The following is a 24,864-nucleotide window of genomic DNA, read 5'->3' as shown; positions in this document are numbered from 1 at the left end:
TGTGGCGAAGAACTACTATGACATCACCCTGGCACTGGCGGGAATTTGCCAGTCTGCCCGTCTGGTGCAACAGCTGGCGCATCAGGGTCATTGCGACGCTGATGCGCTGCACGTTTCACTCAACAGCGTTATCGACCTCAACCCCGGCTCAACCCTGGGTGTCTTCGGTGGGAGTGAAACTAATCTTCGTCTCGGTCTTGAAACCCTGCTTGGCGTGCTGAACGCCAGTAGCCGTCAGGGATTAAACGCAGAGTTGACCCGCTACACGTTAAGCCTGATGGTGCTTGAGCGTAAACTGAGCGCAGCGAAAGGTGCGCTCAATACGCTTGGTGACCGCATTGCCGGGTTGCAACGTCAGCTCGACCATTTTGATCTGCAGTCCGAAACGCTGCTGAGTGCCATGGCTGCCATTTATGTTGACGTCATTAGCCCACTTGGCCCGCGTATTCAGGTCACCGGTTCCCCTGCTGTTCTGCAAAGCCCTCAGGTCCAGGCAAAAGTGCGTGCCTCCCTGCTGGCCGGGATCCGCGCCGCTGTGCTGTGGCATCAGGTTGGCGGCGGCCGCCTGCAGTTAATGTTTTCTCGTAATCGCCTGACTACTCAGGCAAAACAAATTCTTGCTCATTGTTAACCTCCCGGAGTTGCGAATTATGGAATTATCCTCACTGACCGCCGTATCCCCTGTCGATGGACGCTATGGCGATAAAGTCAGCGCGCTGCGCGGGATCTTCAGCGAATATGGTTTGCTGAAGTTCCGTGTTCAGGTTGAAGTACGCTGGCTGCAAAAGCTAGCCGCCCAGGCAGCAATCAAGGAAGTTCCTGCTTTTGACGCCCAGGCAAACGATTACCTTGATAAAATCGTTGCTGACTTCAACGAAGAAGATGCCGCGCGTATCAAAACCATCGAGCGCACCACCAACCATGACGTGAAAGCGGTTGAGTATTTCCTGAAAGAGAAAGTGGCTGCTGTGCCTGCTCTGCATGCCGTATCTGAATTCATTCATTTCGCCTGCACATCAGAAGATATCAACAACCTGTCTCACGCGCTGATGCTCTCTACCGCACGCAAAGATGTGGTACTGCCTTACTGGCGTAAAATCATCGACGCGGTAAAAGCGCTGTCCGTGGAATACCGCGACATTCCGCTGCTCTCCCGTACCCACGGCCAGCCAGCTACCCCATCCACGATGGGTAAAGAGATGGCGAACGTCGCGTACCGTATGGAGCGCCAGTATCGTCAGCTGGAACAGGTTGAAATTCTGGGTAAAATCAACGGTGCGGTCGGTAACTATAACGCCCACATCGCCGCATACCCGGAAGTGGACTGGCATCAGTTCAGCGAAGAGTTCGTCACCTCTTTGGGTATTCAGTGGAACCCGTACACTACCCAGATTGAGCCACATGACTACATCGCCGAACTGTTTGACTGCATCGCCCGCTTCAACACCATTCTGATCGATTTCGATCGTGACGTGTGGGGCTACATCGCGCTGAACCACTTCAAACAGAAAACCATCGCCGGTGAAATTGGTTCTTCTACCATGCCGCACAAAGTGAACCCAATCGACTTCGAAAACTCTGAAGGCAACCTGGGTCTGGCGAACGCCGTGTTGCAACATATGGCAAGCAAACTGCCGGTTTCCCGCTGGCAGCGTGACCTGACAGACTCCACCGTTCTGCGTAACCTGGGTGTGGGCATTGGCTACGCGCTGATTGCTTACCAGTCCACCCTGAAAGGCGTGAGCAAACTGGAAGTGAACCGTGACCGTCTGCTGGACGAACTGGATCACAACTGGGAAGTTCTGGCTGAGCCAATCCAGACCGTGATGCGTCGTTACGGTATCGAAAAACCGTACGAGAAACTGAAAGAGTTGACTCGCGGTAAACGCGTTGACGCTGAAGGCATGAAACAGTTTATCGACAGTCTGGCACTGCCAGAAGAAGAGAAAACCCGCCTGAAAGCGATGACCCCGGCGAATTACATTGGTCGCGCCATCACCATGGTTGATGAACTGAAGTAAAGGCCCTCTACCCTCTTTCCGCCCGGAAAGAGGGTTGCTTTCCCCCGGTTTACTAAATGTTTATCCCCACAACAACATAATCAGCGTTAAACTATTCATACCATTAATTTAGGGAGAAGAGATGATGCGCGTATTGGTTGTTGAGGATAATGCATTGCTACGCCATCACCTGAAAGTACAGCTTCAGGAGATGGGACATCAGGTGGACGATGCCGAAGATGCAAAAGAAGCCGATTATTATCTCAATGAACACCTGCCGGATATCGCCATCGTCGATTTAGGGTTACCTGATGAAGACGGTTTGTCGTTAATTCGTCGCTGGCGCAGCCATGATGTTTCTCTCCCGGTTCTGGTTCTGACTGCCCGTGAAGGCTGGCAGGACAAGGTCGAAGTGCTCAGTGCGGGTGCAGATGATTACGTCACCAAGCCGTTTCATATTGAAGAGGTGGCGGCGCGCATGCAGGCGCTGTTACGCCGCAACAGCGGGCTGGCCTCGCAGGTCATTTCTATCCCTCCGTTCCAGGTTGATCTCTCCCGGCGGGAATTAGCCATCAACGATGAAGTGATCAAGCTAACCGCCTTCGAATACACCATTATGGAAACGCTGATCCGTAACAATGGCAAAGTGGTGAGCAAAGATTCTTTAATGCTCCAGCTTTATCCAGATGCTGAACTGCGCGAGAGCCATACCATTGACGTACTGATGGGACGTTTGCGTAAGAAAATTCAGGCGCAGTATCCACAGGATGTGATTACCACCGTCCGTGGTCAGGGCTACCTGTTCGAATTACGCTAAATGAGACGGATTTTGCGCCACATACTGCCGCTTTCCCTGCGGGTTCGTTTTTTACTGGCAACGGCCGCCGTTGTCCTGGTCTTGTCGCTTTCGTACGGTATGGTGGCGCTGGTGGGCTACAGCGTCAGCTTCGATAAAACGACTTTCCGGCTGTTGCGCGGTGAAAGTAATCTGTTTTATACCCTGGCAAAGTGGGAAAACAACAAAATCACCGTTGAAATGCCGGAAAACCTCAACCAACAGAGTCCAACGCTGGCCCTGATTTATAACGAAAAGGGAAAATTGCTTTGGGCACAGCGCGATATTCCCTGGCTGGTCAACAGCATTCGTCCTGAGTGGCTTAAAACCAACGGATTTCATGAAATTGAAGCCGATCTCAATACCACCAGCTCGCTGATTCGTGAAGATCGCTCTCTGCAACAGAAACTGAATGAGATCCGCGCCGATGATGCCGAAACGGAAATGACCCACTCCGTTGCAATCAATCTTTATCCGGCGACGTTGAACATGCCGCAGTTGACCATCGTAGTGATCGACACCATTCCTGTGGAACTGAAACGTTCTTATATGGTCTGGAGCTGGTTCATCTATGTTCTGGCCGCGAATCTGCTGCTGGTGATCCCACTGCTGTGGGTGGCGGCGTGGTGGAGCTTGCGCCCCATCGAATCACTGGCGAAAGAGGTTCGCGAACTGGAAGAACACCACCGTGAAAAGCTCAACCCTGCAACCACGCGTGAACTGACAAGCCTTGTGCGGAACCTCAACCGCCTGCTGAAAAGCGAGCGCGAACGCTATGACAAATACCGCACCACACTTACCGACCTGACGCACAGCCTCAAGACACCGCTTGCGGTAATGCAAAGCACATTGCGTTCAATGCGCAGTTCAAAACTCAGCGTCGATGATGCTGAACCGGTGATGCTTGAACAAATCAGCCGTATCTCTCAGCAAATTGGCTACTATCTGCATCGCGCCAGTATGCGCTCGGGTAGCGCGTTATTAAGCCGCGAATTACATCCTGTAGCGCCACTGCTGGACAACCTCACGTCTGCGCTGAACAAGGTTTACCAGCGAAAAGGGGTAAATATCAGCCTCGATATCTCGCCGGAGATCAGCTTCGTCGGCGAGAAAAATGATTTTATGGAAGTGATGGGGAACCTGCTCGACAATGCCTGCAAGTACTGCCTGGAGTTTGTAGAAGTGTCGGCGCGTCAGACAGAGAACGAACTGCACATTATTGTTGAAGATGATGGCCCGGGCATTCCACTTAATAAACGTGAAATGGTGTTCGATCGCGGCCAGCGTGCCGACACACTGCGTCCCGGCCAGGGCGTGGGATTATCTGTCGCACGTGAGATTGTCGACCAATACGATGGCAACATCGAAACCGGTGATAGCTTACTGGGCGGCGCCAGAATGGAAGTGATTTTTGGTCGTCAGCAGCCCATATTGAACGATAGTTAACCCGTTATGTGAAAAATGCGAGGATCTCGCACCCAGGCTCCTGAGCTTCCGTTATAATCCGAGTCAGTAAGAGCCTGCGGAATAAAAAAATATGGACTATCACTTAACACTTAACTGGCCTGAGTTTATTGAACATTACTGGCAAAAACGCCCGGTGGTTCTGAAACGCGGGTTCAGCAATTTTATCGACCCCATCTCTCCAGACGAACTGGCCGGTCTGGCCATGGAAAACGAAGTCGACAGCCGCCTGGTCAGCCACCAGGACGGGAAATGGCAGGTCAGCCACGGTCCTTTCGAAAGCTATGATCATCTCGGTGAAAACAACTGGTCACTGCTGGTGCAGGCGGTCAACCACTGGCACGAGCCGACTGCCGCATTAATGCGTCCGTTCCGTGCTCTGCCTGACTGGCGAATGGACGATCTGATGATCTCCTTCTCCGTACCTGGCGGCGGTGTGGGTCCGCATCTGGATCAGTACGACGTATTTATCATTCAGGGAACTGGCCGCCGCCGCTGGCGCGTGGGCGAAAAAGTGCCGATGAAACAGCACTGCCCACATCCGGACCTGCTGCAGGTAGACCCTTTTGAAGGGATCATCGACGAAGAGCTGGAGCCGGGGGATATTCTCTACATTCCGCCAGGATTCCCGCACGAAGGTTATTCACTGGAAAATTCGCTGAACTACTCTGTCGGGTTCCGTGCGCCAAGCGGTCGCGAGATGATCAGCGGTTTTGCCGACTATGTTCTGCAACGCGAACTGGGCAGTTATCGTTACAGCGATCCCGATGTCCCAGCGCGCGAGCACCCGGCTGATATTCTGCCAGAAGAGCTGGATAAACTGCGCGGCATGATGCTGGATTTGATCAACGAGCCCGAACATTTCCGTCAGTGGTTTGGTGAGTTTATCAGCCAGTCGCGTCATGAGCTGGACGTTGCGCCGCCAGAACCTCCGTATCAGGCCGATGAAATTTATGATGCGTTGCAACAGGGCGACAAGCTGGTTCGTCTGGGCGGGTTGCGCGTTCTGCGGATTGGCGAAGAGGTGTTCGTCAATGGCGAGAAGCTGGATTCGCCACACCGTCCTGCCCTCGACGCCATCGCCAGCCATCTGGTGCTGACTGCTGATACCTTCGGCGATGCGCTGGAAGATCCCTCTTTCCTCGCGATGCTCTCTGCGCTTGTAAACAGCGGGTACTGGTTCTTTGAGGACTGAGTTGTAAACATTTGCCGGGTGGCGGCTGCGCCTTACCCGGCCTACAAAAGCTCGATCCCGTAGGCCCGGTAAGCGCAGCGCCACCGGGCATTATTATTTGCGCTCACCCGCTGCAAAATCCTCAATCTCTCCAGCCCAATCCACCGGATACAACCCTTCCCGTACTTCACGATGAAACGTTGAATACGGCCAGTCGATAACTTTGCTAACATAACCATGCTTCATCGGGTTGATGTAGATATAATCCATATGCCGCCGATAGTCTTCTTCGTTACGGATGGTGTGTTCCCAGAAGCGCGACTGCCAGATGTGACGCATTTCAATGTTACGACTGAACGTTTTTTTGATATCCCGCCAGCGAGCCGAAAAATCACAGTCTCCTTCCGGTAAGGTCCAGATACAGTGCATATGTTCAGGAAGGATAACCCAAGCGTTGATGGTGAAGGCTTTAGCTCGCTTAACCGTTGAAGTGGCGGAACGCAGGCTATTGATATGGCGGGTAAGCAAATCACTCTGGCGGTTTTGCAGGTTGACGGTGAAAAACCAGGTTCCACCAGGGATGTAGTGGCGACGATAGTTTGACATGGGCATTCCTTGCCTTAACGCCGGGTGGCGGCTGCGCCTTACCCGGCCTACATTCTGATCGTAGGCCCGGTAAGCGTAGCGACACCGGGCAATGTCTTACTGCTTCGCGGTTAACTCCGCTATCCGCACAATCACCTTCACTGCTTTTTCCATCCCTTCCAGCGTCACAAATTCGTGTTTGCCATGGTAGTTGTAGCCACCGGTAAACAGGTTCGGGCAAGGCAAACCCATAAACGACAGCTGGGATCCATCAGTGCCGCCACGAATCGGTTTTAAGATCGGTTCAATGTCACAATCGCGCATCGCCTGCTGGGCGATATCAATAATATGCGGATGCGCCATCACCTTCTCACGCATATTGTAATAGCTGTCTTCGATGATCAGCTCAATATAGCAGTCAGGGTGCAAGCCCTTCCCGACCTTCTTCGCGATCTCCATCATCTTACGCTTGCGCGCTTCAAACGCTTTGCGGTCAAAATCGCGGATGATGTAGTGCATCTGCGCGCTGTCGACTGTGCCCTTAATGCTGGTCAGGTGATAGAAACCTTCATAGCCTTCCGTCTGCTCCGGGCTTTCTTCTACAGGTACTTCCGCATGAATGCGTGATGCCAGCGACAACGCATTCACCATCACCCCTTTGGCGGAGCCTGGATGAACATTGTTCCCGACAATCTTGATCGTGACCGATGCGGCATTGAAGTTTTCATACTCCAGCTCACCTACACCACCACCATCGACGGTATAAGCCCACTTCGCGTTGAAGGCCTCCACATCGAAATGTTTCGCCCCCTTTCCGACCTCTTCATCAGGCGTGAAGGCCACGCGGATATCACCGTGTGGAATATTTTTGCCCTTCAGTACCGCCAGCGCGGTCATGATTTCCGCGATACCCGCCTTGTCATCCGCCCCCAGTAACGTTTTCCCGTCGGTGGTGATCAACGTCTGGCCGAGTAACTGGTGCAGCACCGGAAACATTACAGGAGAGAGCACTTCATCACCAATGCCCAGCGCAATATCACCGCCGCGGTAGTTTTCAACAATCTGCGGGTTCACGTGTTTACCGCTAAAGTCCGGAGAGGTGTCGACATGGGAGATAAAACCAACCGCCGGAATATCGCCCGGGACATTTGCAGGCAGCGTTCCCATCACAGTGCCTTTATCGCTTAACGTGACGTTCACCAGCCCCATGGCGTCAAGCTGCTCTTTAAGCAGGTTTAATAACTTCCACTGGCCTTCGGTGCTCGGCACCTGGCGGACACCCGGTTTAGATTGGGTATCCAGCGAAACGTACTGTAAAAAACGCTCAAGTAATTTATCCATGCAGTCACCCTCACTTTTTGTGACAACATTATCAATAAGCATCAAAACGCAAATATTGCGTCAGGTCACTTTTATCCCGCAAACGAGAATATTTTCCGTTTATATCGTTATACGCTAGTAAATGTAGCTTATGAATCAGTGACAAGGATTGGCGATTCCAGTGGTTTACCGTAGAATGTCCGCCCTCATTACGAGTCACCAAGGTGGTTACACACAAACCCCGCTTCAGTCTGCTGCCTGAGGCGTCTATATGGGACAGCGCAAAAATTGAATACACAATCCCGTTCACGTTCACCGCTGGTGCAACTGGAACGAATTCGTAAGAGTTTTGATGGTAAAGAGGTTATTTCAGAGCTCAACCTGACCATCAATGACGGTGAGTTCCTCACGCTGCTTGGCCCCTCTGGCTGCGGCAAGACAACCGTACTACGCCTTATTGCCGGGCTGGAAAATGTCGATAGCGGCACAATCCATCTTGAAAACCAGGATATTACCCAGGTCCCCGCTGAAGATCGTCACGTTAACACCGTCTTTCAGAGCTATGCGCTTTTCCCGCATATGACCGTGTTCGAGAACGTGGCATTTGGTTTGCGCATGCAAAAAACGCCGGCCGGCGAAATCCCTCCGCGTGTCACTGACGCGCTGCGTATGGTGCAACTGGAAGAGTTCGCACAGCGTAAGCCCCATCAACTTTCCGGCGGTCAGCAGCAGCGTGTGGCCATCGCCCGCGCCGTGGTGAATAAACCGCGTCTGCTCCTGCTGGATGAGTCTCTTTCAGCACTGGATTACAAATTACGCAAGCAGATGCAGAACGAGCTTAAAGCCCTGCAGCGCAAGCTTGGCATCACCTTTGTGTTCGTGACCCACGACCAGGAAGAGGCGCTGACCATGTCGGACCGTATCGTGGTCATGCGCGACGGCAAAATCGAACAGGACGGTACGCCACGCGAAATCTACGAAGAGCCGAAAAATCTGTTTGTCGCCAGCTTCATTGGTGAGATCAATATCTTCAATGCCACGGTGATTGAACGCCTGGACGACCAGCGGGTGCGCGCCAGTGTTGAAGGTCGCGAGTGCAATCTCACGGTGAATTTCCCCGTCGAAAAGGGACAAAAACTCAACGTTCTGCTGCGGCCGGAAGATCTGCGTGTCGATGAAATTCACGGTAATACGGAGGCTGAGGGGCTTATCGGCTATATCCGCGAGCGGAACTATAAAGGGATGACGCTGGAATCCGTCGTCGAACTGGAGAACGGCAAAATGGTGATGGTCAGCGAGTTCTTTAATGAGGATGATCCTGACTTCGACCACTCTCTCGACCAGAAAATGGTTATCAACTGGGTAGAAAGCTGGGAGGTTGTACTGGCTGATGAAGAACACAAGTAAATTCCAGAATGTGGTGATTGCCACTATCGTCGGTTGGCTTGTGTTATTTGTCTTTTTACCCAACCTGATGATCATTGCCACCAGCTTCCTGACCCGTGACGATACAAACTTCGTTTCGCTGGTCTTTACGCTGGAAAACTACGCGCGCCTGCTCGATCCGCTCTATTTTGACGTGCTTCTTCATTCACTCAATATGGCGCTGTTCGCCACCGTTGCCTGTCTGGTGCTCGGTTATCCATTTGCGTGGTTTCTGGCGCATCTGCCGCAAAAGGTCCGCCCGGTGCTGCTGTTTTTACTGATAGTGCCTTTCTGGACCAACTCGCTCATTCGCATCTACGGGCTGAAAATCTTCCTGAGTACTAAAGGCTATCTCAACGAGTTTCTGTTGTGGCTGGGGGTGATTGATACGCCAGTGCGCATCATGTTTACGCCGGGCGCAGTGATCGTTGGACTGGTCTATATCCTGCTGCCGTTTATGGTCATGCCGCTCTACTCCAGCATTGAAAAGCTGGATAAACCCCTGCTTGAAGCGGCTAAAGATTTGGGTGCAAATAAACTGCAGACCTTTACCCGCATTATCATCCCGCTGACCATGCCCGGTATTATCGCGGGCAGTCTGCTGGTGATGTTGCCGGCGATGGGGCTATTTTACGTTTCTGACCTGATGGGCGGAGCGAAAAACCTGCTGATTGGTAACGTCATTAAAAGCCAGTTCCTCAACATCCGTGACTGGCCGTTCGGCTCGGCCACCAGCATTACCCTGACGGTGGTAATGGGCCTGATGCTGCTGATTTACTGGCGCGCTTCAAGGCTGCTGAACAAGAAGGTAGAACTCGAATGATCGGTCGACTGCTTCGCGGCGGTTTTATGACCGCCATTTACGCTTACCTTTATATCCCGATTATCATTTTGATCGTGAACTCGTTTAACAGCTCGCGCTTCGGGATTAACTGGCAGGGGTTTACCACCAACTGGTACAGCCTGCTGATGAACAACGACAGCCTGCTGCAGGCCGCTCAGCACTCGCTGACGATGGCGATTTTCTCCGCCACCTTCGCGACGCTGATTGGCTCCCTTACCGCCGTGGCGCTCTACCGCTATCGCTTTCGCGGCAAACCGTTCGTCAGCGGCATGCTATTTGTGGTGATGATGTCACCCGATATCGTCATGGCGATTTCGCTACTGGTGCTGTTTATGCTGCTGGGCGTTCAGCTTGGCTTCTGGTCACTGCTGTTTTCCCATATTACCTTCTGCCTGCCGTTTGTGGTGGTGACCGTCTTTGCGCGCCTGAAAGGTTTTGACGTGCGCATGCTGGAGGCGGCGAAAGATCTGGGCGCCAGCGAGATGACCATCCTGCGCAAAATCATCCTGCCGCTGGCGATGCCCGCCGTGGCGGCTGGATGGCTGCTCAGCTTTACCCTGTCGATGGATGACGTTGTCGTCTCCTCCTTTGTGACCGGGCCGAGTTATGAAATTCTGCCGTTGAAAATCTATTCGATGGTAAAAGTCGGCGTTTCACCTGAGGTGAACGCGCTGGCGACCATTCTGCTGGTGTTTTCGCTGGTTCTGGTGATCGCCAGCCAGGTTATTGCTCGTGATAAAACAAAATCTCAGGGGACAATGAAATGAAAAAAATGCTCGCCGCTGCGGCGCTGGTGCTTGGCATGGGTGCGGCACACGCTGATGACAGCAAAACGCTCTACTTCTATAACTGGACCGAATATGTGCCGCCGGGCCTGCTGGAACAGTTCACCAAAGAGACGGGCATCAAGGTTATCTACTCGACCTACGAATCGAATGAAACCATGTACGCCAAGCTCAAAACCTACAAAGACGGCGCGTACGATCTGGTGGTTCCTTCCACCTACTTTGTCGATAAAATGCGCAAAGAGGGCATGATCCAGAAGATCGATAAAACGAAGCTAACCAATTTTTCAAACCTCGATCCTGAGATGCTCAACAAGCCGTTCGACCCAAATAACGACTACTCCATTCCATATATCTGGGGAGCAACTGCGATTGGCGTTAACAGCGAGGCCGTCGATCCGAAATCGGTGACTAGCTGGGCCGATCTGTGGAAACCGGAGTATAAAGGTAGCCTGTTGTTAACCGACGACGCACGCGAAGTATTCCAGGTTGCGCTCCGCAAGCTGGGCTACTCTGGCAACACGACGGATCCAAAAGAGATTGAAGCGGCGTATACCGAGCTGAAAAAGCTGATGCCTAACGTGGCGGCCTTCAACTCTGATAACCCGGCAAACCCGTATATGGAAGGTGAAGTGAACCTGGGCATGGTCTGGAACGGCTCAGCGTATGTCGCCCGCCAGGCCGGTACGCCGCTTGAGGTGGTCTGGCCGAAAGAAGGCGGTATCTTCTGGATGGATAGTCTCGCAATTCCTGCCAATGCGAAAAACGTGGATGGTGCTCTGAAGCTGATTAACTTCCTGCTGCGCCCGGACGTGGCTAAACAGGTTGCTGAGACGATTGGCTATCCGACACCCAACCTGGCCGCACGCAAACTGCTGAAGCCTGAAGTGGCTAATGATAAGTCGCTCTACCCGGATGCCGAAACCATCAGCAAAGGTGAATGGCAAAACGATGTCGGTGACGCCAGCCGCCTTTACGAGGAGTACTACCAGAGATTGAAAGCGGGCAGATAAACACACCGCGTTCTTCCTCACGCCGTCTGTACGGCGTGAGGAAGCGTTTAACTCACGGCATTCTCCCCCGCCCAGAGTGTTGCCCTTCGCATTGCCTCTACCACATCCTCATCTGACAGCCCGAGCGCCTGACGAACCCTGGTCGCATCGTCCCACCGCTGCTGCTCATAATAACGGCAAAGCGTAACCATATCCGATAACTGCCCTTCATGATGGCACAGTGCATTGCTCACACTCTGTGGCACCGCGATTTGCTTCATCAACTCAGCCATCGGCAGTTCAAGGAGGGTATCAAGCAGTGAAAACAGACCGCACATGAAGGCATTTTCAGCCAGCGTCGGTTCGTTCATCTTCTCTGCAATCAGTTCACAGAACTTTCCGCGCATCATGCTCAACGGGTAAAGCTCGCTGACGGTATCATTCCCCGCACTCGCCAGGACCACGACGGCAACAAACCGCCTGAGCTGGTTTTCCCCGAGATATCTGAGCACTTCACTCAGGGTTAACTTACTGAAATTACAGGCGCCGACATGTTTAAATGCGGTGTGCTTCATATAGCGCATGATTTTATACGACAAGGTGAGATCGGTTTTTATCAACGACTCGATGATCCGAAAATCAGGTTTATTGCGTCCCACTTCCATTTGCAGACGGAAAATAGCCAGCTGATTTTGCGATAATCTTTTATATTTAATCACCTCCGGACGGCAGAAAAAATATCCCTGAAAAAGAGAAAAACCTTCATCCCGGTAGAGTTTGAATTCCTCTTTAGTCTCAATTTTTTCAGCGAGATATTTAATATGTCCGGTCAGGTGTTTACGTTCATTCAGATACTGTTTAATTTGCGCTAAGGAATAATTTCTGACATCGAATTTCAGTATTGAAATATAGGGTAAAAAAGCATCCCACTCCGGAGCAAGGGTGAAATCATCAAGTGCGAAGTGGTATCCGTGCGCATGCATTTCCCTGACAGCCAGCAATAGTTCTTCCCCTGGAACAGCATCCTCCAGGATCTCAATGACCACTTTCTCTTTATCAAGCGCCTCTCCACTGCGGTCAATGACCATCCTGGAAGGAAAATTAATAAACGACACATGCGCCCCGGCGATGCGCTGAGAGGGCACACATAAAAACTGGTCGGATATCATTCTGGAGGTGGCATATTCCGCCGACACATCCGGAAAACGGTTTGTCATCCCATCTCTGAAAAGCAGCTCATAAGCTACCGTATTCATATCAGGATTAAAAATGGGTTGTCGCGCGATAAATCCGTACATATCCCATCCTCCTCTACAACTTTATATTTATTAGCATCCTCTTTCTACACGACGATAACGAGCATTATCGAGTACTATTTTGATTGAATGCACAAAATAAAAGCATCCACACTAACTAACAGGATTTGAAATCCTGAAATTTAAATTAAATATACCTGGTACTCTACAGAAAGGAGGCGATATATCCGATAAGTAATGTGTGCCTGCCCGACATGCACAACATTACGGGAGATGAGAATGAAAGACGCCATGGTCCGAAAACAAAAAATGAGAGTCAAGACGTTGATGCTATTGTCCATTTTCCTCACCGTGACGGTGGGTTTTACCGCAACGATCGGGTTTATGATGTGGCAGTGGATGGCACAGCAAGACATTCTGGCCAAAAAACATATCCGACAAATTGCCGAAGTGCAGTCTTTGCAGGTCAGCAAACAGCTGGATTCCGCCCTGTCAGCCGCCCGGGATATGGGTAACAGCGCTCTGGCGCTGCACGAGGCGGGCGTAACCGATCGTCAGAGCCTCAATCAGTTGCTCACCCATTATCTCTCGGCTCACCCACAGTTTCTCTCCATGTCGATGGCCTTTGAACCCAACGCTTTCGACGACAAAGACGCCACTTTTGCCGGGCAGAGCGGTGAAGACCCTGCCGGGCGTTACGCCCGCTACGTCGACCGCGACGCCACCGGCAAACCCGCATTGCACTTGCTGACGGATTTCGAATCGCCGGGCAGCGGCGATTATTATTTGCTGCCGAAGCAGCGTCATAAAGATGTGATCATCGAACCTTATATTTATCCCTACAACGGCGTGGACGTGATGCTTACCTCAATTGCCGCGCCCATCATGCGTGATGGTCAGTTCCTGGGATCAGTCACCTCTGACTTCTCGCTTGCCACGCTGCAGTCGATGATCGGGGCGATTAAACCGTGGAACGGCACTGGTTACGCCCTGCTCCTCTCCGCGGGTAATAACGTGGTTTCCAGTCCGGACAAACGTGCCACAGGCAAGCCTTACGCGGGCAAGATTGCCGGTAATGACGTCATCCGGGCGGACGATCCGCTACTGAAAGAAGAAGTGTTTATCACCTGGCAGGACATTGTTATCGGCAACAGTCAGACACCGTGGAAACTGGCTATTGTCACACCGGTCAGCGAAGTGATGGCCGAAGCAAGGGCATTTTTACTGAAAGCTATCATCCTGATGGTGTTAAGCATCGTTGCCGTCAGTCTGGTGATGGCACAGATATTTACCCGTAAAGTTGACCGTCCGGTTGGAGGCGAACCGGCAGATGCCGCGGGGATCGCCCTGGCTGTTGCCCAAGGGGATCTGAACAATACCATCCCGGTTCGTCCCGGGGATACCAGCAGTATTTTTTACGCGCTGCACACTATGCAGATGCAGCTCAAGCGCATCGTCGACAATATCAGCGAAGCCAGCCATTCCGTACACGGCGGCACCAGCGAAATTTCGGCGGGTAATCTTGATCTCGCTTCACGTACCGAAGAACAGGCGGCAGCGATTGTTGAAACAGCCGCCAGCATGGAAGAGATTTCGGTCACGGTGAAGAACAATGCCGATAATGCGCATAAGGCGACAACGTTGACCGACCGCGCCGCCACGCTCGCCGGGCACGGGGAAACACTGGTGAACGACGTGGTCGTTGTAATTGGAGAGATTGATGAGAGCGCACGTAAGATCGGCGAGATTAACAGCATCGTCGATGGCATTGCTTTCCAGACCAATATCCTGGCGCTGAATGCTGCCGTTGAAGCGGCCCGGGCTGGCGAACAGGGGCGCGGTTTTGCGGTAGTGGCAGGTGAAGTCCGCAATCTTGCCCAGCGCAGCGCTAACGCGGCTAAAGAGATCTCTCAGCTGATCGCCGAGTCGTCAGGTCGCGTCAGCAAAGGCGTTGAGCTGGTCAATGAGACGGGGGTCATGATGAAACAGGTCATCGAGGCCGTATCGCATGTCCATCTGGTGATCAACGATATGGTTCAGGCCCTGGACGAGCAGAATCGGGGAATTAGCCAGGTGAGCACTGCCGTCAATCAAATGGACAGTACGACCCAGCAGAATGCTTCTCTGGTTCAGCAAATCTCTGCGGCTGCCCTCTCGCTGGACGAACAGGCTAAGTCGCTGGAGAAAACGCTGGCGTTCTTTAATTCATAACAAAAAGGCACCCGGAAACGGGTGCCTTTTTGGATTACAGCCCTTTCAGCAGCTTGTCGACAAATTCCGGTACGACCGTACTTGCCAGGCCATAGTGCTTCTCTTCAAACTCGCTTCCCACCTGGCTTGGCTCCAGGTTCAGTTCGACCGTATGCGCGCCATGCAGCCGCGCCTCGTGAACAAACCCCGCTGCCGGGTAGACATGGCCTGACGTGCCAATAGCGATAAACACATCTGCCATCGCCAACGCACTGTAGATCTCATCCATCCCCAGCGGCATCTCACCAAACCAGACCACATGCGGACGCAGCCGCGCGGGGAACTGACAGCAGTGGCATTTATCCTCTGGCAGCACGTCCTCTTTCCAGTCCAGCACCTGACCGCTCCAGGCACAGCGAACTTTCAGCAGCTCACCGTGCATATGGATGATGTTGTGGTTACCGGCCCGCTCATGCAGGTTGTCGATATTCTGCGTAATCAGCAGAAAGCGATCGCCCAGCGCCTCTTCCAGCTTCGCCAGCGCCAGATGCGCCGCGTTCGGCGCAATCTCTGGCTGCTGAAGCTGGCGACGGCGGGCGTTGTAAAACGCCTGCACGAGATCCGGGTCGCGGGCAAAGCCTTCCGGCGTGGCCACATCCTCCACGCGGTGCTCTTCCCACAGCCCGTCCGCCGCGCGGAAGGTTCGAATTCCTGACTCGGCGGAGATCCCCGCGCCAGTCAGCACCACCACTCTGGGTTTATCCATCGCTTCTGGCATCATTCTGTCTCTGAAAAAGATCCGCTGGCGCAAGCGCTCACGTAAGCGGCGTTTGTTTTTGCGAAAACGGCTGAGTCGACCCTGGCGACGCGACAGCATAGAAACCTCGTAAACTAATCGGTGAGATGAAGGAATGCGGCTCCGCGCATGCCTCCTGCGTCCCCGTGTCGCGCGCGTTCAATACGCGGCACGCGGGCAACCGGCAATAAATGTCGGGGCAAACGCCCGGACAACCGTTCCGTAATCGCGGTAAAGTTTGAAAGCCCTCCCCCGATCACCAGCAGGTCCGGGTCGACGATGGTGAGAATGTTTCCCAGACACACCGCCAGCAGATCCAGATAGCGCTCAACGTGCTCACGCGCCTGCGCATCCCCTTGCTCCCACAGGGTAATGATTTGAGGAGCTTCAAGTTTCTGATGATAGAAGTGTTCGTAAAGCCATGCAAACCCGCGGCCTGACAGGTAGTTCTCAATACAGCCGTGCTGACCGCAGCCGCAACGGGTCAGCGGGAAATCACGCCCCACCACATCAAGCGCATCCACCGGCAGACGGATATGGCCGAACTCGCCTGTGATGTAGCTGCGCCCGGTGATGGGCTTACCGTTGAAAATGATCCCACCACCAACGCCGGTGCCGAGGATCAGCCCCATCACCAGGGGATACTGTGTAAATTCTTCGTCCCAGGCTTCCGAGAGCGCAAAGCAGTTGGCATCATTGTCTAAACGCACGTCGCGTTCAAGGAGAGCAGAGAGATCGGCGCGCAGCGGTTTACCGCTGGCGGCAGGCACGTTGGCCGCGTAAAGCGTACCGTCGTCGGTTTCGGGCATGCCCGGAATACCAATGCCGACGCTGCCTTTCACGCCGAAACGTTCATCCGCCTGCGCCACCAGCGCGGCAATGGCGGTTAAAAATTCGTCGTAGCTTTTGCGCGGCGTGGGAACGCGGGTTTCCCACTGCAGTTTGAGATCTTTATCAAACACGCCGAGCGCAATCTTGGTGCCGCCAATATCAAATCCATAATACATAATGCATTCCTCTTTCTGACATAGCGGCCTCAAAACCGCTACATCATGACGTAATTACTGGCCACTTAGTACCCTCGCCGGATCAATTCGGCTTGCGCGACGCGCCGGATACCAGCTTGCCAGCAGACTCAGTAAAAGTGCTGTCACCAGCACATAAAAAACGTCCAGCCAGTGCAGTTCAGACGGCAGGAAGTCAATAAAATAGATATCACCCGACAGGAACTGGTGACCAATAAGTTTTTCAATGCCGTTGATAATCGGCGTAAGTTGCAGAGAAACCACCACACCAATCACCACGCCGCACAGGCTACCGAATAGCCCCGCCAGCAAACCGTACCAGACAAAGATGGCGCGGATAAGACCGTCTTTTGCGCCTAAGGTGCGCAGCACAGCAATATCGCCACTCTTGTCTTTGACCGCCATCACCAGCGTCGAGACAATGTTAAAGCACGCGACACCAATCACCAGCACCATCGCCAGGTACATAATGGCGCGGATCATCTGGATATCACGGTACATATACCCGTAAGTGCCGATCCAGCTTTTGATGTAGACATAGTTATTGGTCACACCGCCTGCGTCACGTACCAGTTTGTTGGCGTTAAAGACGTCGTTAACCTTAATGGCAATGCCCGTCACGCTGTCGCCCATATCGAGATACTGACGCGCATCTTCCATCGGCACCATCGCAAAGCTGTGGTCTAGCTGGCCGCTCAGCTGAAGAATACCGGTGACATGAAGACGCACGCGTTTAGGCTGCTGCAGTTTGTGGTCGGCACTGGCGTTCGGGATCATGATTGACACCCAGTCGCCCTGCTTCACTTTCAGAGCATCGGCAACGCCTTTACCCATGATGATCTGCTGCTCACCGGCCTTAAAGTTCGCCCATGCGCCGTTCTGTACATACTTCGGCAGTGCGCTCAGACGCTCCTCCTGCGCCGGGTTTACCCCTTTTACCTGAATGGCGCGCAGGTTTACCCCGCTCTCCACCAGCCCGGTAAAGTTAATGTAGGGGGCGGCGGCGGCAATGCCCGGCACTTTTTCCACTTTGGTCAGGGCATCGCTCCAGTTGTTCCACGGTTGGTTAACCGGCTCGATCTCCCCGTGCGGTACCACCGCCAGAATGCGGTTGTTGAGTTCGCGCTCAAAGCCGTTCATGGCGCTCAGCCCCACAATCAGCACGGCGACACCCAGCGCAATGCCCACGGTGGAAATCACCGAAATAAGCGATACCATGCCACCGCGACGGCGACCGCGGCTAAAACGTAGCCCAATGAGTAACGATAACGGTGAAGCCATTACTCCGCTCCCATCAGGGTCAGCTCGGCGTTCAGATGACCGTCACGCATCTCAAGCTGGCGTCCCATGCGTTTTGCCAGCTGCAGGTCGTGGGTCACCACCAGAAATGCGGTGCCCTGCGAGGCGTTCAGCTCGCCCAGAAGCTGGAAAATACTGTCCGCATTGCGCGCGTCCAGGTTACCGGTAGGCTCATCCGCCAGCACCAGACGCGGGTTGTTGACCAGCGCACGGGCAATCGCCACGCGCTGGCGCTCGCCGCCGGAAAGCTCAGAGGGACGATGGTTACCGCGATGGCCCAGCCCTACCGCTTTCAGCATGTCGCTGGCGCGGGCGTTAATTTCTGCCGGTTTCTTTTTGCCAATCAGCAGCGGCATCGCCACGTTTTCCAGCGCCGTGAAGTCCGGCAGCAGGTGATGGAACTGGTAGATAAAACCGAGCTCACGGTTACGTAACTCGGCCTTCGCCGCTGAGGACATTTTGCTCATCGGCTTGCCGGAGAAAATCACGTCTCCGCTGGTTGGGGTATCCAGCCCGCCCAGCAGGTGTAATAAGGTACTTTTGCCGGAACCAGAGCTACCGACAATCGCCATCATCTCGCCTTCTCCCACGCTAAAGCTCACATTGTGCAGCACGTCAGTCTGCACAGTGCCTTCCTGATAGCGTTTGGACAGGTTGTCGCATTGCAACAGGATCTTATTCATAACGTAAAGCCTCAGCGGGTTGAGTGGCGGCAGCGCGCCAGGAAGGATAAAGCGTAGAAAGCAGCGCAATCGCCATCGCGGCCAGCGCAATTCCGATCACCTGCAGCGGCTCAATCGCCACAGGCAGCGCCGCACCATCGAGCAACGCACCGATGATCGGCATTAAGTTGTTAAGCTGGCTGGCAAGCAGTGCACCCAGCACTGCCCCAAGCAGCGCGCCGATAATCCCGGCGCTAGCACCCTGTACCATAAAGACCGCCATGATCTGGCGCGGCGTGAGTCCCTGGGTTTGCAGAATAGCGACTTCACCCTGTTTCTCCATCACCATCAGTCCCAGTGAGGTAATGATGTTAAACGCGGCAACGGCCACGATCAGGCTCAGCAGCAGCCCCATCATATTTTTTTCCATGCGTACGGCCTGGAACAGTTCGCCTTTACGCTCACGCCAGTCCTGCCATTTGGTCCCTTCCGGCAGTTTTTGCTGGCTGAGGGTATCAACTTTCAACGGTGCGTCGAGCCACAGGCGCCAGCCGGTAATATTCCCTGCCGGGTAGCGCATCAGGCGCGAAGCGTCCTGGATATTAACCAGCATCTGGTAACCATCGACTTCGCTGTTGGCGGCAAAGGTACCAATCACGTTGAACAGGCGCTGGCTTGGCAAGCGCCCCATTGGCGTGAACTGGCTGGCAGACGGCACCATCACACGCAGCTGATCGCCGCGGTTGACGCCAAGCTGCCCGGCAAGCTGTTCGCCCAGAATCACGTTGTATTTACCCGCTTCCAGATCGGTCTGTTTTACGTTAACCAGATACGGCGTCAGCGGATCGTTTTGCGCCGGGTCAATCCCGAGCATCACGCCGACCGCCACGCTGCGGGCGCTTTGCAGCACCACATCGCCTGTGGTTAACGGCGCAACGCGCGTGACACCCTGTAACTTCGCTGCGCTTTCCGGCAGCTGTTGCGGGTTAACCGAACCGTTGGTTGATGAGAGAACGGCCTGCGGCATCAGCCCCAGGATGTTGTTTTGCAGCTCGCGTTCAAAGCCATTCATGACGGACAGTACCGTCACCAGAGCCATCACGCCAAGCGTAATGCCAATAGTCGAAAGCCAGGAGACAAAGCGACCGAAGCGGTCCGCGGCGCGCCCACGCATGTAACGTAAGCCTATGAAGAGTGCGACAGGTTGGTACATGAAATCCGTCTGTTTGCTGATAGCAGACCCACGAGTATATAAGCGAATCCGTTAAGCGTAAATGACTGAAACAGTAAGCTTTGGTAATCATTTTTCCGAAAAATTCAGATAAATCAGAGTGCTATTGTCTGAATACTCGCCTTGCATCCTCCACCTTTTCCGAAAAAGCTCCTGATACAGACTGTTACCCGTTACATCCAGGCGTCGTTTAACAACAATTGCTCGTTCGTTTATGGCAATAAGGTAGTGGCGAACAATGAAGCAAAAAGCATTATGGATTAACCAGATAAAAGGGCTGTGTATCTGCCTGGTGGTTATTTATCATTCGGTTATCACGTTTTATCCGCATCTGATCGGGCTGCAACACCCGCTCTCCGGCCTTCTCGCCAAATGCTGGGTCTATTTTAACCTCTATCTCGCTCCGTTCCGAATGCCGGTCTTCTTCTTTATCTCCGGCTATCTGATCCGTCGTTATATTGCTGAGGTGGACTGGCGAACCAGTCTCGACAAACGGATCTGGAGCATTGTCTGGGTCCTGGCGCTGTGGGGCATCCTGCAATGGCAGGCGCTGACCCATATGAATGCCTGGTTGGCACCCGAGCGTGAACTCGCCACATCATCGAATGCGGCCTACGCCGACTCGCTCTCAGGATTTGTGCTGGGGATGCTCACCGCCAGCACCAGCCTCTGGTATCTGTATGCTCTGGTGGTGTACTTCACGCTGTGTAAACTGCTGAGCCGATGGAAGCTGCCGGTACTGGGGCTGCTGGCGCTGGCAAGTATCGCGATCAACTTCCTGCCGCTACCGTGGTGGGGGATGAACAGCGTGGTACGCAACATGATCTACTACAGCCTCGGGGCGTGGTATGGCGCAGAGCTGATGGCGTGGATGAAAAGCGTCAACCTTCGCCGACTCTGGCTGGCAACTGGCGCTTTCGCCGCCGTCTCCGTGGTGCTGTGGTTTGCTAACGTCCCGCTACTGCTCTCTGTGTTGTCGATTGTGTTGATCATGAAGCTTTTTTATAACCTTGAGCAGCGTTATGCCGTGCATCCTGACAACTTGCTGAACGTGATTGGCTCAAACACGATCGCGATTTATACCACCCACCGCATCTTAATCGAGGCCTTTAGCCTGTTCCTGATTGGCGAGATGAATAGTGCCTTGTGGCCGGTCTGGGCGGAGTTGGGTCTGCTTCTGATCTACCCGTTTGCCAGCCTGCTTATCTGTACACTTGCCGGGCTCGGGGTGCGTAAACTCTCCACCGCGCTGTTCGGGGACGTTTTCTTCTCCCCTCCGTCAACGCTGAGCCTGTCGCCATCCTCCCGTTGATGGCACTCTTCGCCCCTGCTGGGGCGAATTTTCCCCCTGTGCGGTTCTGGTTTGCTTATACAAAACGATCGAGGATAATAAAGACATTGCGTATCAGTGATATGCCCCAATACTGTTGGTATATCCATAAGAGACTCTGACATAGCCATGCCTGAACACTATCGTTATTCCTTGCCTGTCAAAGCGGGTGACCAGCGCCAGCTGGGTGAACTCACGGGCGCGGCGTGCGCCACGCTGGTAGCGGAAATCGCTGAGCGTCATCCTGGCCCGGTAATTCTGGTTGCCCCGGACATGCAAAACGCCCTGCGTCTGCACGACGAAATTCGCCAGTTCACCGATAGCCTGGTGTTCAGCCTGGCCGACTGGGAAACGCTGCCCTATGACAGCTTCTCCCCACATCAGGAAATCATCTCCTCGCGTTTGTCGACGCTGTATCAACTCCCGACCATGCAGCGTGGTGTACTGATTGTACCGGTGAATACCCTGATGCAGCGCGTCTGTCCGCACAGCTATCTGCACGGTCACGCGCTGGTGATGAAAAAAGGTCAGCGCCTGTCCCGCGACACCCTGCGCGTGCAGCTGGACAGCGCCGGATATCGCCATGTTGATCAGGTGATGGAACACGGAGAATACGCCACGCGCGGTGCGTTACTCGATCTCTATCCAATGGGGAGTGACCAACCGTATCGCCTGGACTTTTTCGATGATGAAATCGACAGCCTGCGCGTGTTTGACGCTGACACGCAGCGTACGCTGGAAGAAGTGGAATCTATCAATTTACTGCCCGCCCACGAGTTCCCGACGGACAAAACCGCTATCGAACTGTTCCGCAGCCAGTGGCGCGATAAATTCGACGTCAAACGCGATGCCGAACATATTTATCAGCAGGTCAGCAAAGGTACGCTGCCCGCAGGTATTGAGTACTGGCAACCGCTGTTCTTCAATGAACCCCTGCCTCCGCTGTTTAGCTACTTCCCGGCAAATACGCTGATTGTTAACACCGGAGATATCGACGCCAGCGCCAGCCGCTTTGAAAACGAAACCCGCGCCCGCTTTGAAAGCCGCGGCGTTGACCCGATGCGCCCGCTGTTGCCCCCGGAGGCGCTCTGGCTGCGAACCGATGAACTCAACGCCGAGCTGAAGCGTTGGCCGCGTATGCAGCTTAAAACCGATTCGCTTGCCGCCAAAGCCGCCAATACCAACCTCGCGTTTCAGACGTTGCCAGATCTGGCCGTTCAGGCGCAGCAGAAATCACCGCTGGATAATCTGCGGAAGTTTCTGGAATCCTTTACCGGCCCGGTGGTGTTCTCGGTTGAAAGTGAAGGCCGTCGCGAAGCACTCGGGGAGCTGCTGGGGCGCATTAAAGTGGCGCCGAAGCGTATCCTGCGTCTGAGCGAAACCACCGGAAACGGTCGTTATCTGATGATTGGCGCCGCCGAACATGGGTTTATTGATACGCTCAATAACCTGGCGCTGATTTGTGAAAGCGACCTGCTGGGTGAGCGCGTCGCACGTCGCCGTCAGGACAGCCGTCGTACCATCAACCCGGACACGCTGATTCGCAACCTGGCCGAGCTACACCCGGGCCAGCCGATTGTTCACCTGGAGCATGGCGTCGGGCGTTACCAGGGAATGACCACGCTAGAAGCAGGCGGTATCAAAGGTGAATACCTGATGCTGACCTACGCGAACGACGCCAAACTGTATGTTCCGGTCTCTTCCCTGCATCTGATCAGCCGCTACGCGGGTGGCGCAGAAGAGAATGCGCCATTGCATAAGCTGGGTGGCGATGCCTGGGCACGCGCGCGCCAGAAAGCAGCGGAAAAAGTGCGTGACGTGGCGGCTGAGCTGCTGGATATCTATGCACAACGCGCGGCCAAAGAGGGCTTCGCCTTTAAACATGATAAAGAACAGTATCAACTGTTCTGCGACAGCTTCCCGTTTGAAACCACGCCAGATCAGGCCCAGGCCATTAACGCCGTGCTGAGCGACATGTGTCAGCCACTGGCAATGGACCGCTTAGTCTGTGGCGACGTAGGCTTCGGCAAAACCGAAGTGGCGATGCGCGCCGCCTTCCTTGCGGTTGAAAACAACAAGCAGGTAGCGGTGCTGGTGCCAACCACCCTGCTCGCTCAGCAGCACTTCGACAACTTCCGCGACCGCTTCGCCAACTGGCCGGTACGCATCGAGATGCTCTCGCGTTTTCGCAGCACCAAAGAACAGACGCAGATCCTCGAACAGGCAAGTGAAGGCAAGATCGATATTCTGATCGGCACCCACAAGCTGCTGCAAAGCGACGTGAAGTGGAAAGACCTGGGGCTGCTGATCGTCGATGAAGAGCACCGCTTCGGGGTGCGTCATAAAGAGCGCATCAAAGCGATGCGTGCCGATGTCGATATCCTCACTCTGACCGCAACGCCAATCCCGCGAACCCTGAACATGGCGATGAGCGGCATGCGCGACCTGTCGATTATTGCCACCCCACCGGCGCGTCGTCTGGCGGTGAAAACCTTTGTCCGCGAGTACGATAATCTGGTGGTACGTGAAGCGATTCTGCGTGAAGTGCTGCGTGGGGGACAGGTCTATTACCTCTACAACGATGTAGAAAATATCCAGAAAGCGGCGGACAGGCTGGCGGAGCTGGTACCGGAAGCGCGCATTGCTATCGGTCACGGGCAGATGCGCGAGCGCGAGCTGGAAAGGGTGATGAACGACTTCCACCACCAGCGCTTTAACGTCCTGGTGTGTACCACCATCATTGAAACCGGGATCGATATTCCGACGGCGAATACCATCATCATCGAACGAGCCGATCACTTTGGTCTGGCGCAACTCCACCAGCTGCGCGGCCGCGTCGGGCGTTCACACCATCAGGCCTACGCCTGGTTGTTAACGCCGCATCCGAAAGCGATGACCACCGATGCCCAAAAGCGTCTGGAAGCGATCGCCTCCCTGGAAGATCTTGGCGCAGGCTTTGCGCTGGCAACACACGACCTGGAGATCCGTGGTGCCGGTGAACTGCTGGGTGAAGACCAGAGCGGCTCCATGGAGACCATCGGCTTCTCCCTGTATATGGAATTGCTGGAAAACGCGGTCGATGCCCTGAAGGCCGGACGCGAGCCGTCGCTGGAAGATCTCACCAGCCAGCAGACCGAGGTTGAATTGCGTATGCCTTCCCTGCTGCCGGATGATTTCATTCCGGATGTAAATACCCGGCTGTCGTTCTATAAACGCATCGCCAGTGCGAAGAGTGAGAACGAACTGGAAGAGATTAAGGTTGAGCTGATCGACCGCTTCGGCCTGCTGCCAGACCCTGCGAGAAATCTGCTGGATATCGCACGCCTGCGTCAGCAGGCACAGAAGCTCGGTATTCGGAAGCTCGAAGGGAATGAAAAAGGTGGCGTGATTGAATTTGCCGAGAAGAACCACGTCAACCCGATGTGGCTGATCGGTCTGCTGCAAAAGCAGCCGCAACATTTCCGTCTTGATGGTCCAACGCGCCTGAAATTTACCCAGGAGCTAACGGAACGCAAAACCCGCATGGATTGGGTGCGTCACTTTATGCGTCAACTGGAAGAGAACGCGATCGCTTAACCCATTCTCCCCCTCTAGCGGGGGGAGAATTTACAAACACTTTGCACTTCACCCGATCTTCCCGACACACCCATT

General features: G+C 54.0%; 20 protein-coding genes. 12 read left to right on the top strand and 8 right to left on the bottom strand.

Going from position 1 to position 24,864, the window contains the following annotated elements:
* The first annotated feature begins 1 nt into the window (after window position 1).
* From hflD to ACJ9Y9_RS09115, 5 genes are all read left to right on the top strand, one after another.
* Window positions 2-631 carry a high frequency lysogenization protein HflD gene (gene hflD, locus ACJ9Y9_RS09135; RefSeq protein ID WP_028019013.1) on the top strand — a complete coding sequence of 210 codons (630 nt, stop codon included), beginning with the start codon at window positions 2-4 and terminating at the stop codon, window positions 629-631.
* A 19-nt stretch (window positions 632-650) separates the two neighbouring features.
* Window positions 651-2,021, top strand: a complete 1,371-nt coding sequence (gene purB, locus ACJ9Y9_RS09130; protein WP_028019014.1) for an adenylosuccinate lyase — start codon at window positions 651-653, stop codon at window positions 2,019-2,021.
* A gap of 124 nt (window positions 2,022-2,145) precedes the next feature.
* A complete protein-coding gene (gene phoP / locus ACJ9Y9_RS09125) occupies window positions 2,146-2,817 on the top strand; it encodes a two-component system response regulator PhoP (protein WP_028019015.1) in 672 nt (223 codons plus the stop codon).
* On the top strand, window positions 2,818-4,281 hold the full coding sequence (gene phoQ, locus ACJ9Y9_RS09120) for a two-component system sensor histidine kinase PhoQ (protein ID WP_028019016.1): 1,464 nt from the start codon (window positions 2,818-2,820) through the stop codon (window positions 4,279-4,281).
* Between the two features lie 91 nt (window positions 4,282-4,372).
* Window positions 4,373-5,494, top strand: a complete 1,122-nt coding sequence (locus ACJ9Y9_RS09115; protein ID WP_028019017.1) for a cupin domain-containing protein — start codon at window positions 4,373-4,375, stop codon at window positions 5,492-5,494.
* A 93-nt stretch (window positions 5,495-5,587) separates the two neighbouring features.
* Here ACJ9Y9_RS09115 and ACJ9Y9_RS09110 read toward each other — a convergent pair whose 3' ends face one another.
* Complete coding sequence (locus ACJ9Y9_RS09110; protein ID WP_028019018.1) at window positions 5,588-6,079, bottom strand: REP-associated tyrosine transposase; 492 nt, start codon at window positions 6,077-6,079, stop codon at window positions 5,588-5,590.
* Window positions 6,080-6,175: 96 nt separating this feature from the next.
* Window positions 6,176-7,399: a peptidase T gene (gene pepT / locus ACJ9Y9_RS09105; protein ID WP_032666982.1), complete on the bottom strand. Its 1,224-nt coding sequence runs from the start codon at window positions 7,397-7,399 to the stop codon at window positions 6,176-6,178.
* Between the two features lie 237 nt (window positions 7,400-7,636).
* Between pepT and potA the strand changes: the two genes are divergently transcribed.
* From potA to potD, 4 genes are read left to right on the top strand one after another with little or no spacing between them, the layout of a single operon-like run.
* Window positions 7,637-8,785: a spermidine/putrescine ABC transporter ATP-binding protein PotA gene (gene potA, locus ACJ9Y9_RS09100; RefSeq protein WP_195757733.1), complete on the top strand. Its 1,149-nt coding sequence runs from the start codon at window positions 7,637-7,639 to the stop codon at window positions 8,783-8,785.
* Window positions 8,769-9,626, top strand: a complete 858-nt coding sequence (gene potB / locus ACJ9Y9_RS09095; RefSeq protein WP_028019021.1) for a spermidine/putrescine ABC transporter permease PotB — start codon at window positions 8,769-8,771, stop codon at window positions 9,624-9,626. The genes potA and potB overlap by 17 nt, the downstream gene beginning before the upstream one ends.
* Window positions 9,623-10,414, top strand: coding sequence for a spermidine/putrescine ABC transporter permease PotC (potC, locus tag ACJ9Y9_RS09090; RefSeq protein ID WP_014169603.1), 792 nt, complete (start codon window positions 9,623-9,625; stop codon window positions 10,412-10,414). The genes potB and potC overlap by 4 nt, the downstream gene beginning before the upstream one ends.
* Complete coding sequence (gene potD, locus ACJ9Y9_RS09085; RefSeq protein ID WP_028019022.1) at window positions 10,411-11,445, top strand: spermidine/putrescine ABC transporter substrate-binding protein PotD; 1,035 nt, start codon at window positions 10,411-10,413, stop codon at window positions 11,443-11,445. The genes potC and potD overlap by 4 nt, the downstream gene beginning before the upstream one ends.
* A gap of 47 nt (window positions 11,446-11,492) precedes the next feature.
* Here the strand turns inward: potD and ACJ9Y9_RS09080 are convergent, their stop codons facing one another.
* The gene (locus ACJ9Y9_RS09080) at window positions 11,493-12,722 is read right to left on the bottom strand and encodes an EAL and HDOD domain-containing protein (RefSeq protein ID WP_028019023.1); all 1,230 of its coding nucleotides are present in this window, start codon (window positions 12,720-12,722) and stop codon (window positions 11,493-11,495) included.
* 237 nt (window positions 12,723-12,959) lie between these two features.
* Between ACJ9Y9_RS09080 and ACJ9Y9_RS09075 the strand changes: the two genes are divergently transcribed.
* Window positions 12,960-14,891 carry a methyl-accepting chemotaxis protein gene (locus ACJ9Y9_RS09075; RefSeq protein ID WP_028019024.1) on the top strand — a complete coding sequence of 644 codons (1,932 nt, stop codon included), beginning with the start codon at window positions 12,960-12,962 and terminating at the stop codon, window positions 14,889-14,891.
* Between the two features lie 34 nt (window positions 14,892-14,925).
* Here the strand turns inward: ACJ9Y9_RS09075 and cobB are convergent, their stop codons facing one another.
* Genes cobB through lolC form a run of 5 tightly spaced genes read right to left on the bottom strand, consistent with a single transcriptional unit; the run spans window position 14,926 to window position 19,865 of the window.
* The gene (gene cobB, locus ACJ9Y9_RS09070) at window positions 14,926-15,747 is read right to left on the bottom strand and encodes a Sir2 family NAD+-dependent deacetylase (protein WP_028019025.1); all 822 of its coding nucleotides are present in this window, start codon (window positions 15,745-15,747) and stop codon (window positions 14,926-14,928) included.
* A gap of 14 nt (window positions 15,748-15,761) precedes the next feature.
* Window positions 15,762-16,673, bottom strand: a complete 912-nt coding sequence (gene nagK / locus ACJ9Y9_RS09065) for an N-acetylglucosamine kinase (RefSeq protein ID WP_028019026.1) — start codon at window positions 16,671-16,673, stop codon at window positions 15,762-15,764.
* 54 nt (window positions 16,674-16,727) lie between these two features.
* Window positions 16,728-17,972 (bottom strand): lipoprotein-releasing ABC transporter permease subunit LolE, encoded by a 1,245-nt coding sequence (lolE, locus tag ACJ9Y9_RS09060; RefSeq protein ID WP_028019027.1) that lies wholly within the window; start codon window positions 17,970-17,972, stop codon window positions 16,728-16,730.
* Window positions 17,972-18,673 (bottom strand): lipoprotein-releasing ABC transporter ATP-binding protein LolD, encoded by a 702-nt coding sequence (lolD, locus tag ACJ9Y9_RS09055; RefSeq protein ID WP_028019028.1) that lies wholly within the window; start codon window positions 18,671-18,673, stop codon window positions 17,972-17,974. The genes lolE and lolD overlap by 1 nt, the downstream gene beginning before the upstream one ends.
* Window positions 18,666-19,865, bottom strand: coding sequence for a lipoprotein-releasing ABC transporter permease subunit LolC (gene lolC / locus ACJ9Y9_RS09050; RefSeq protein ID WP_028019029.1), 1,200 nt, complete (start codon window positions 19,863-19,865; stop codon window positions 18,666-18,668). The genes lolD and lolC overlap by 8 nt, the downstream gene beginning before the upstream one ends.
* Window positions 19,866-20,121: 256 nt before the next feature.
* Here lolC and ACJ9Y9_RS09045 point away from each other — a divergent pair, with 256 nt between their 5' ends.
* Window positions 20,122-21,195 (top strand): acyltransferase family protein, encoded by a 1,074-nt coding sequence (locus ACJ9Y9_RS09045; RefSeq protein WP_028019030.1) that lies wholly within the window; start codon window positions 20,122-20,124, stop codon window positions 21,193-21,195.
* A gap of 147 nt (window positions 21,196-21,342) precedes the next feature.
* The gene (gene mfd / locus ACJ9Y9_RS09040) at window positions 21,343-24,789 is read left to right on the top strand and encodes a transcription-repair coupling factor (protein ID WP_028019031.1); all 3,447 of its coding nucleotides are present in this window, start codon (window positions 21,343-21,345) and stop codon (window positions 24,787-24,789) included.
* The last annotated feature ends 75 nt before the right edge of the window (window positions 24,790-24,864 follow it).

The sequence above is a fragment of the Enterobacter sp. CPE_E1241 genome, from assembly GCF_045618265.1.
Taxonomy (GTDB): Bacteria; Pseudomonadota; Gammaproteobacteria; order Enterobacterales; family Enterobacteriaceae; genus Enterobacter; species Enterobacter adelaidei.
Note: the sequence above shows the minus strand (reverse complement) of the source record. Positions and strands in the feature narration are given on the sequence as shown.

Bases quoted from the DNA above. Each gene is read 5' to 3' on its own strand.
- mfd (WP_028019031.1), top strand. From the start codon at position 21,343: ATGCCTGAACACTATCGTTATTCCTTGCCTGTCAAAGCGGGTGACCAG.
- purB (WP_028019014.1), top strand. From the start codon at position 651: ATGGAATTATCCTCACTGACCGCCGTATCCCCTGTCGATGGACGCTAT.
- cobB (WP_028019025.1), bottom strand. From the start codon at position 15,747: ATGCTGTCGCGTCGCCAGGGTCGACTCAGCCGTTTTCGCAAAAACAAA.
- pepT (WP_032666982.1), bottom strand. From the start codon at position 7,399: ATGGATAAATTACTTGAGCGTTTTTTACAGTACGTTTCGCTGGATACC.
- potC (WP_014169603.1), top strand. From the start codon at position 9,623: ATGATCGGTCGACTGCTTCGCGGCGGTTTTATGACCGCCATTTACGCT.
- ACJ9Y9_RS09080 (WP_028019023.1), bottom strand. From the start codon at position 12,722: ATGTACGGATTTATCGCGCGACAACCCATTTTTAATCCTGATATGAAT.
- phoP (WP_028019015.1), top strand. From the start codon at position 2,146: ATGCGCGTATTGGTTGTTGAGGATAATGCATTGCTACGCCATCACCTG.
- lolE (WP_028019027.1), bottom strand. From the start codon at position 17,972: ATGGCTTCACCGTTATCGTTACTCATTGGGCTACGTTTTAGCCGCGGT.
- ACJ9Y9_RS09075 (WP_028019024.1), top strand. From the start codon at position 12,960: ATGAAAGACGCCATGGTCCGAAAACAAAAAATGAGAGTCAAGACGTTG.
- ACJ9Y9_RS09115 (WP_028019017.1), top strand. From the start codon at position 4,373: ATGGACTATCACTTAACACTTAACTGGCCTGAGTTTATTGAACATTAC.
- lolC (WP_028019029.1), bottom strand. From the start codon at position 19,865: ATGTACCAACCTGTCGCACTCTTCATAGGCTTACGTTACATGCGTGGG.
- potD (WP_028019022.1), top strand. From the start codon at position 10,411: ATGAAAAAAATGCTCGCCGCTGCGGCGCTGGTGCTTGGCATGGGTGCG.
- lolD (WP_028019028.1), bottom strand. From the start codon at position 18,673: ATGAATAAGATCCTGTTGCAATGCGACAACCTGTCCAAACGCTATCAG.
- nagK (WP_028019026.1), bottom strand. From the start codon at position 16,673: ATGTATTATGGATTTGATATTGGCGGCACCAAGATTGCGCTCGGCGTG.
- potB (WP_028019021.1), top strand. From the start codon at position 8,769: ATGAAGAACACAAGTAAATTCCAGAATGTGGTGATTGCCACTATCGTC.
- phoQ (WP_028019016.1), top strand. From the start codon at position 2,818: ATGAGACGGATTTTGCGCCACATACTGCCGCTTTCCCTGCGGGTTCGT.
- ACJ9Y9_RS09045 (WP_028019030.1), top strand. From the start codon at position 20,122: ATGAAGCAAAAAGCATTATGGATTAACCAGATAAAAGGGCTGTGTATC.
- ACJ9Y9_RS09110 (WP_028019018.1), bottom strand. From the start codon at position 6,079: ATGTCAAACTATCGTCGCCACTACATCCCTGGTGGAACCTGGTTTTTC.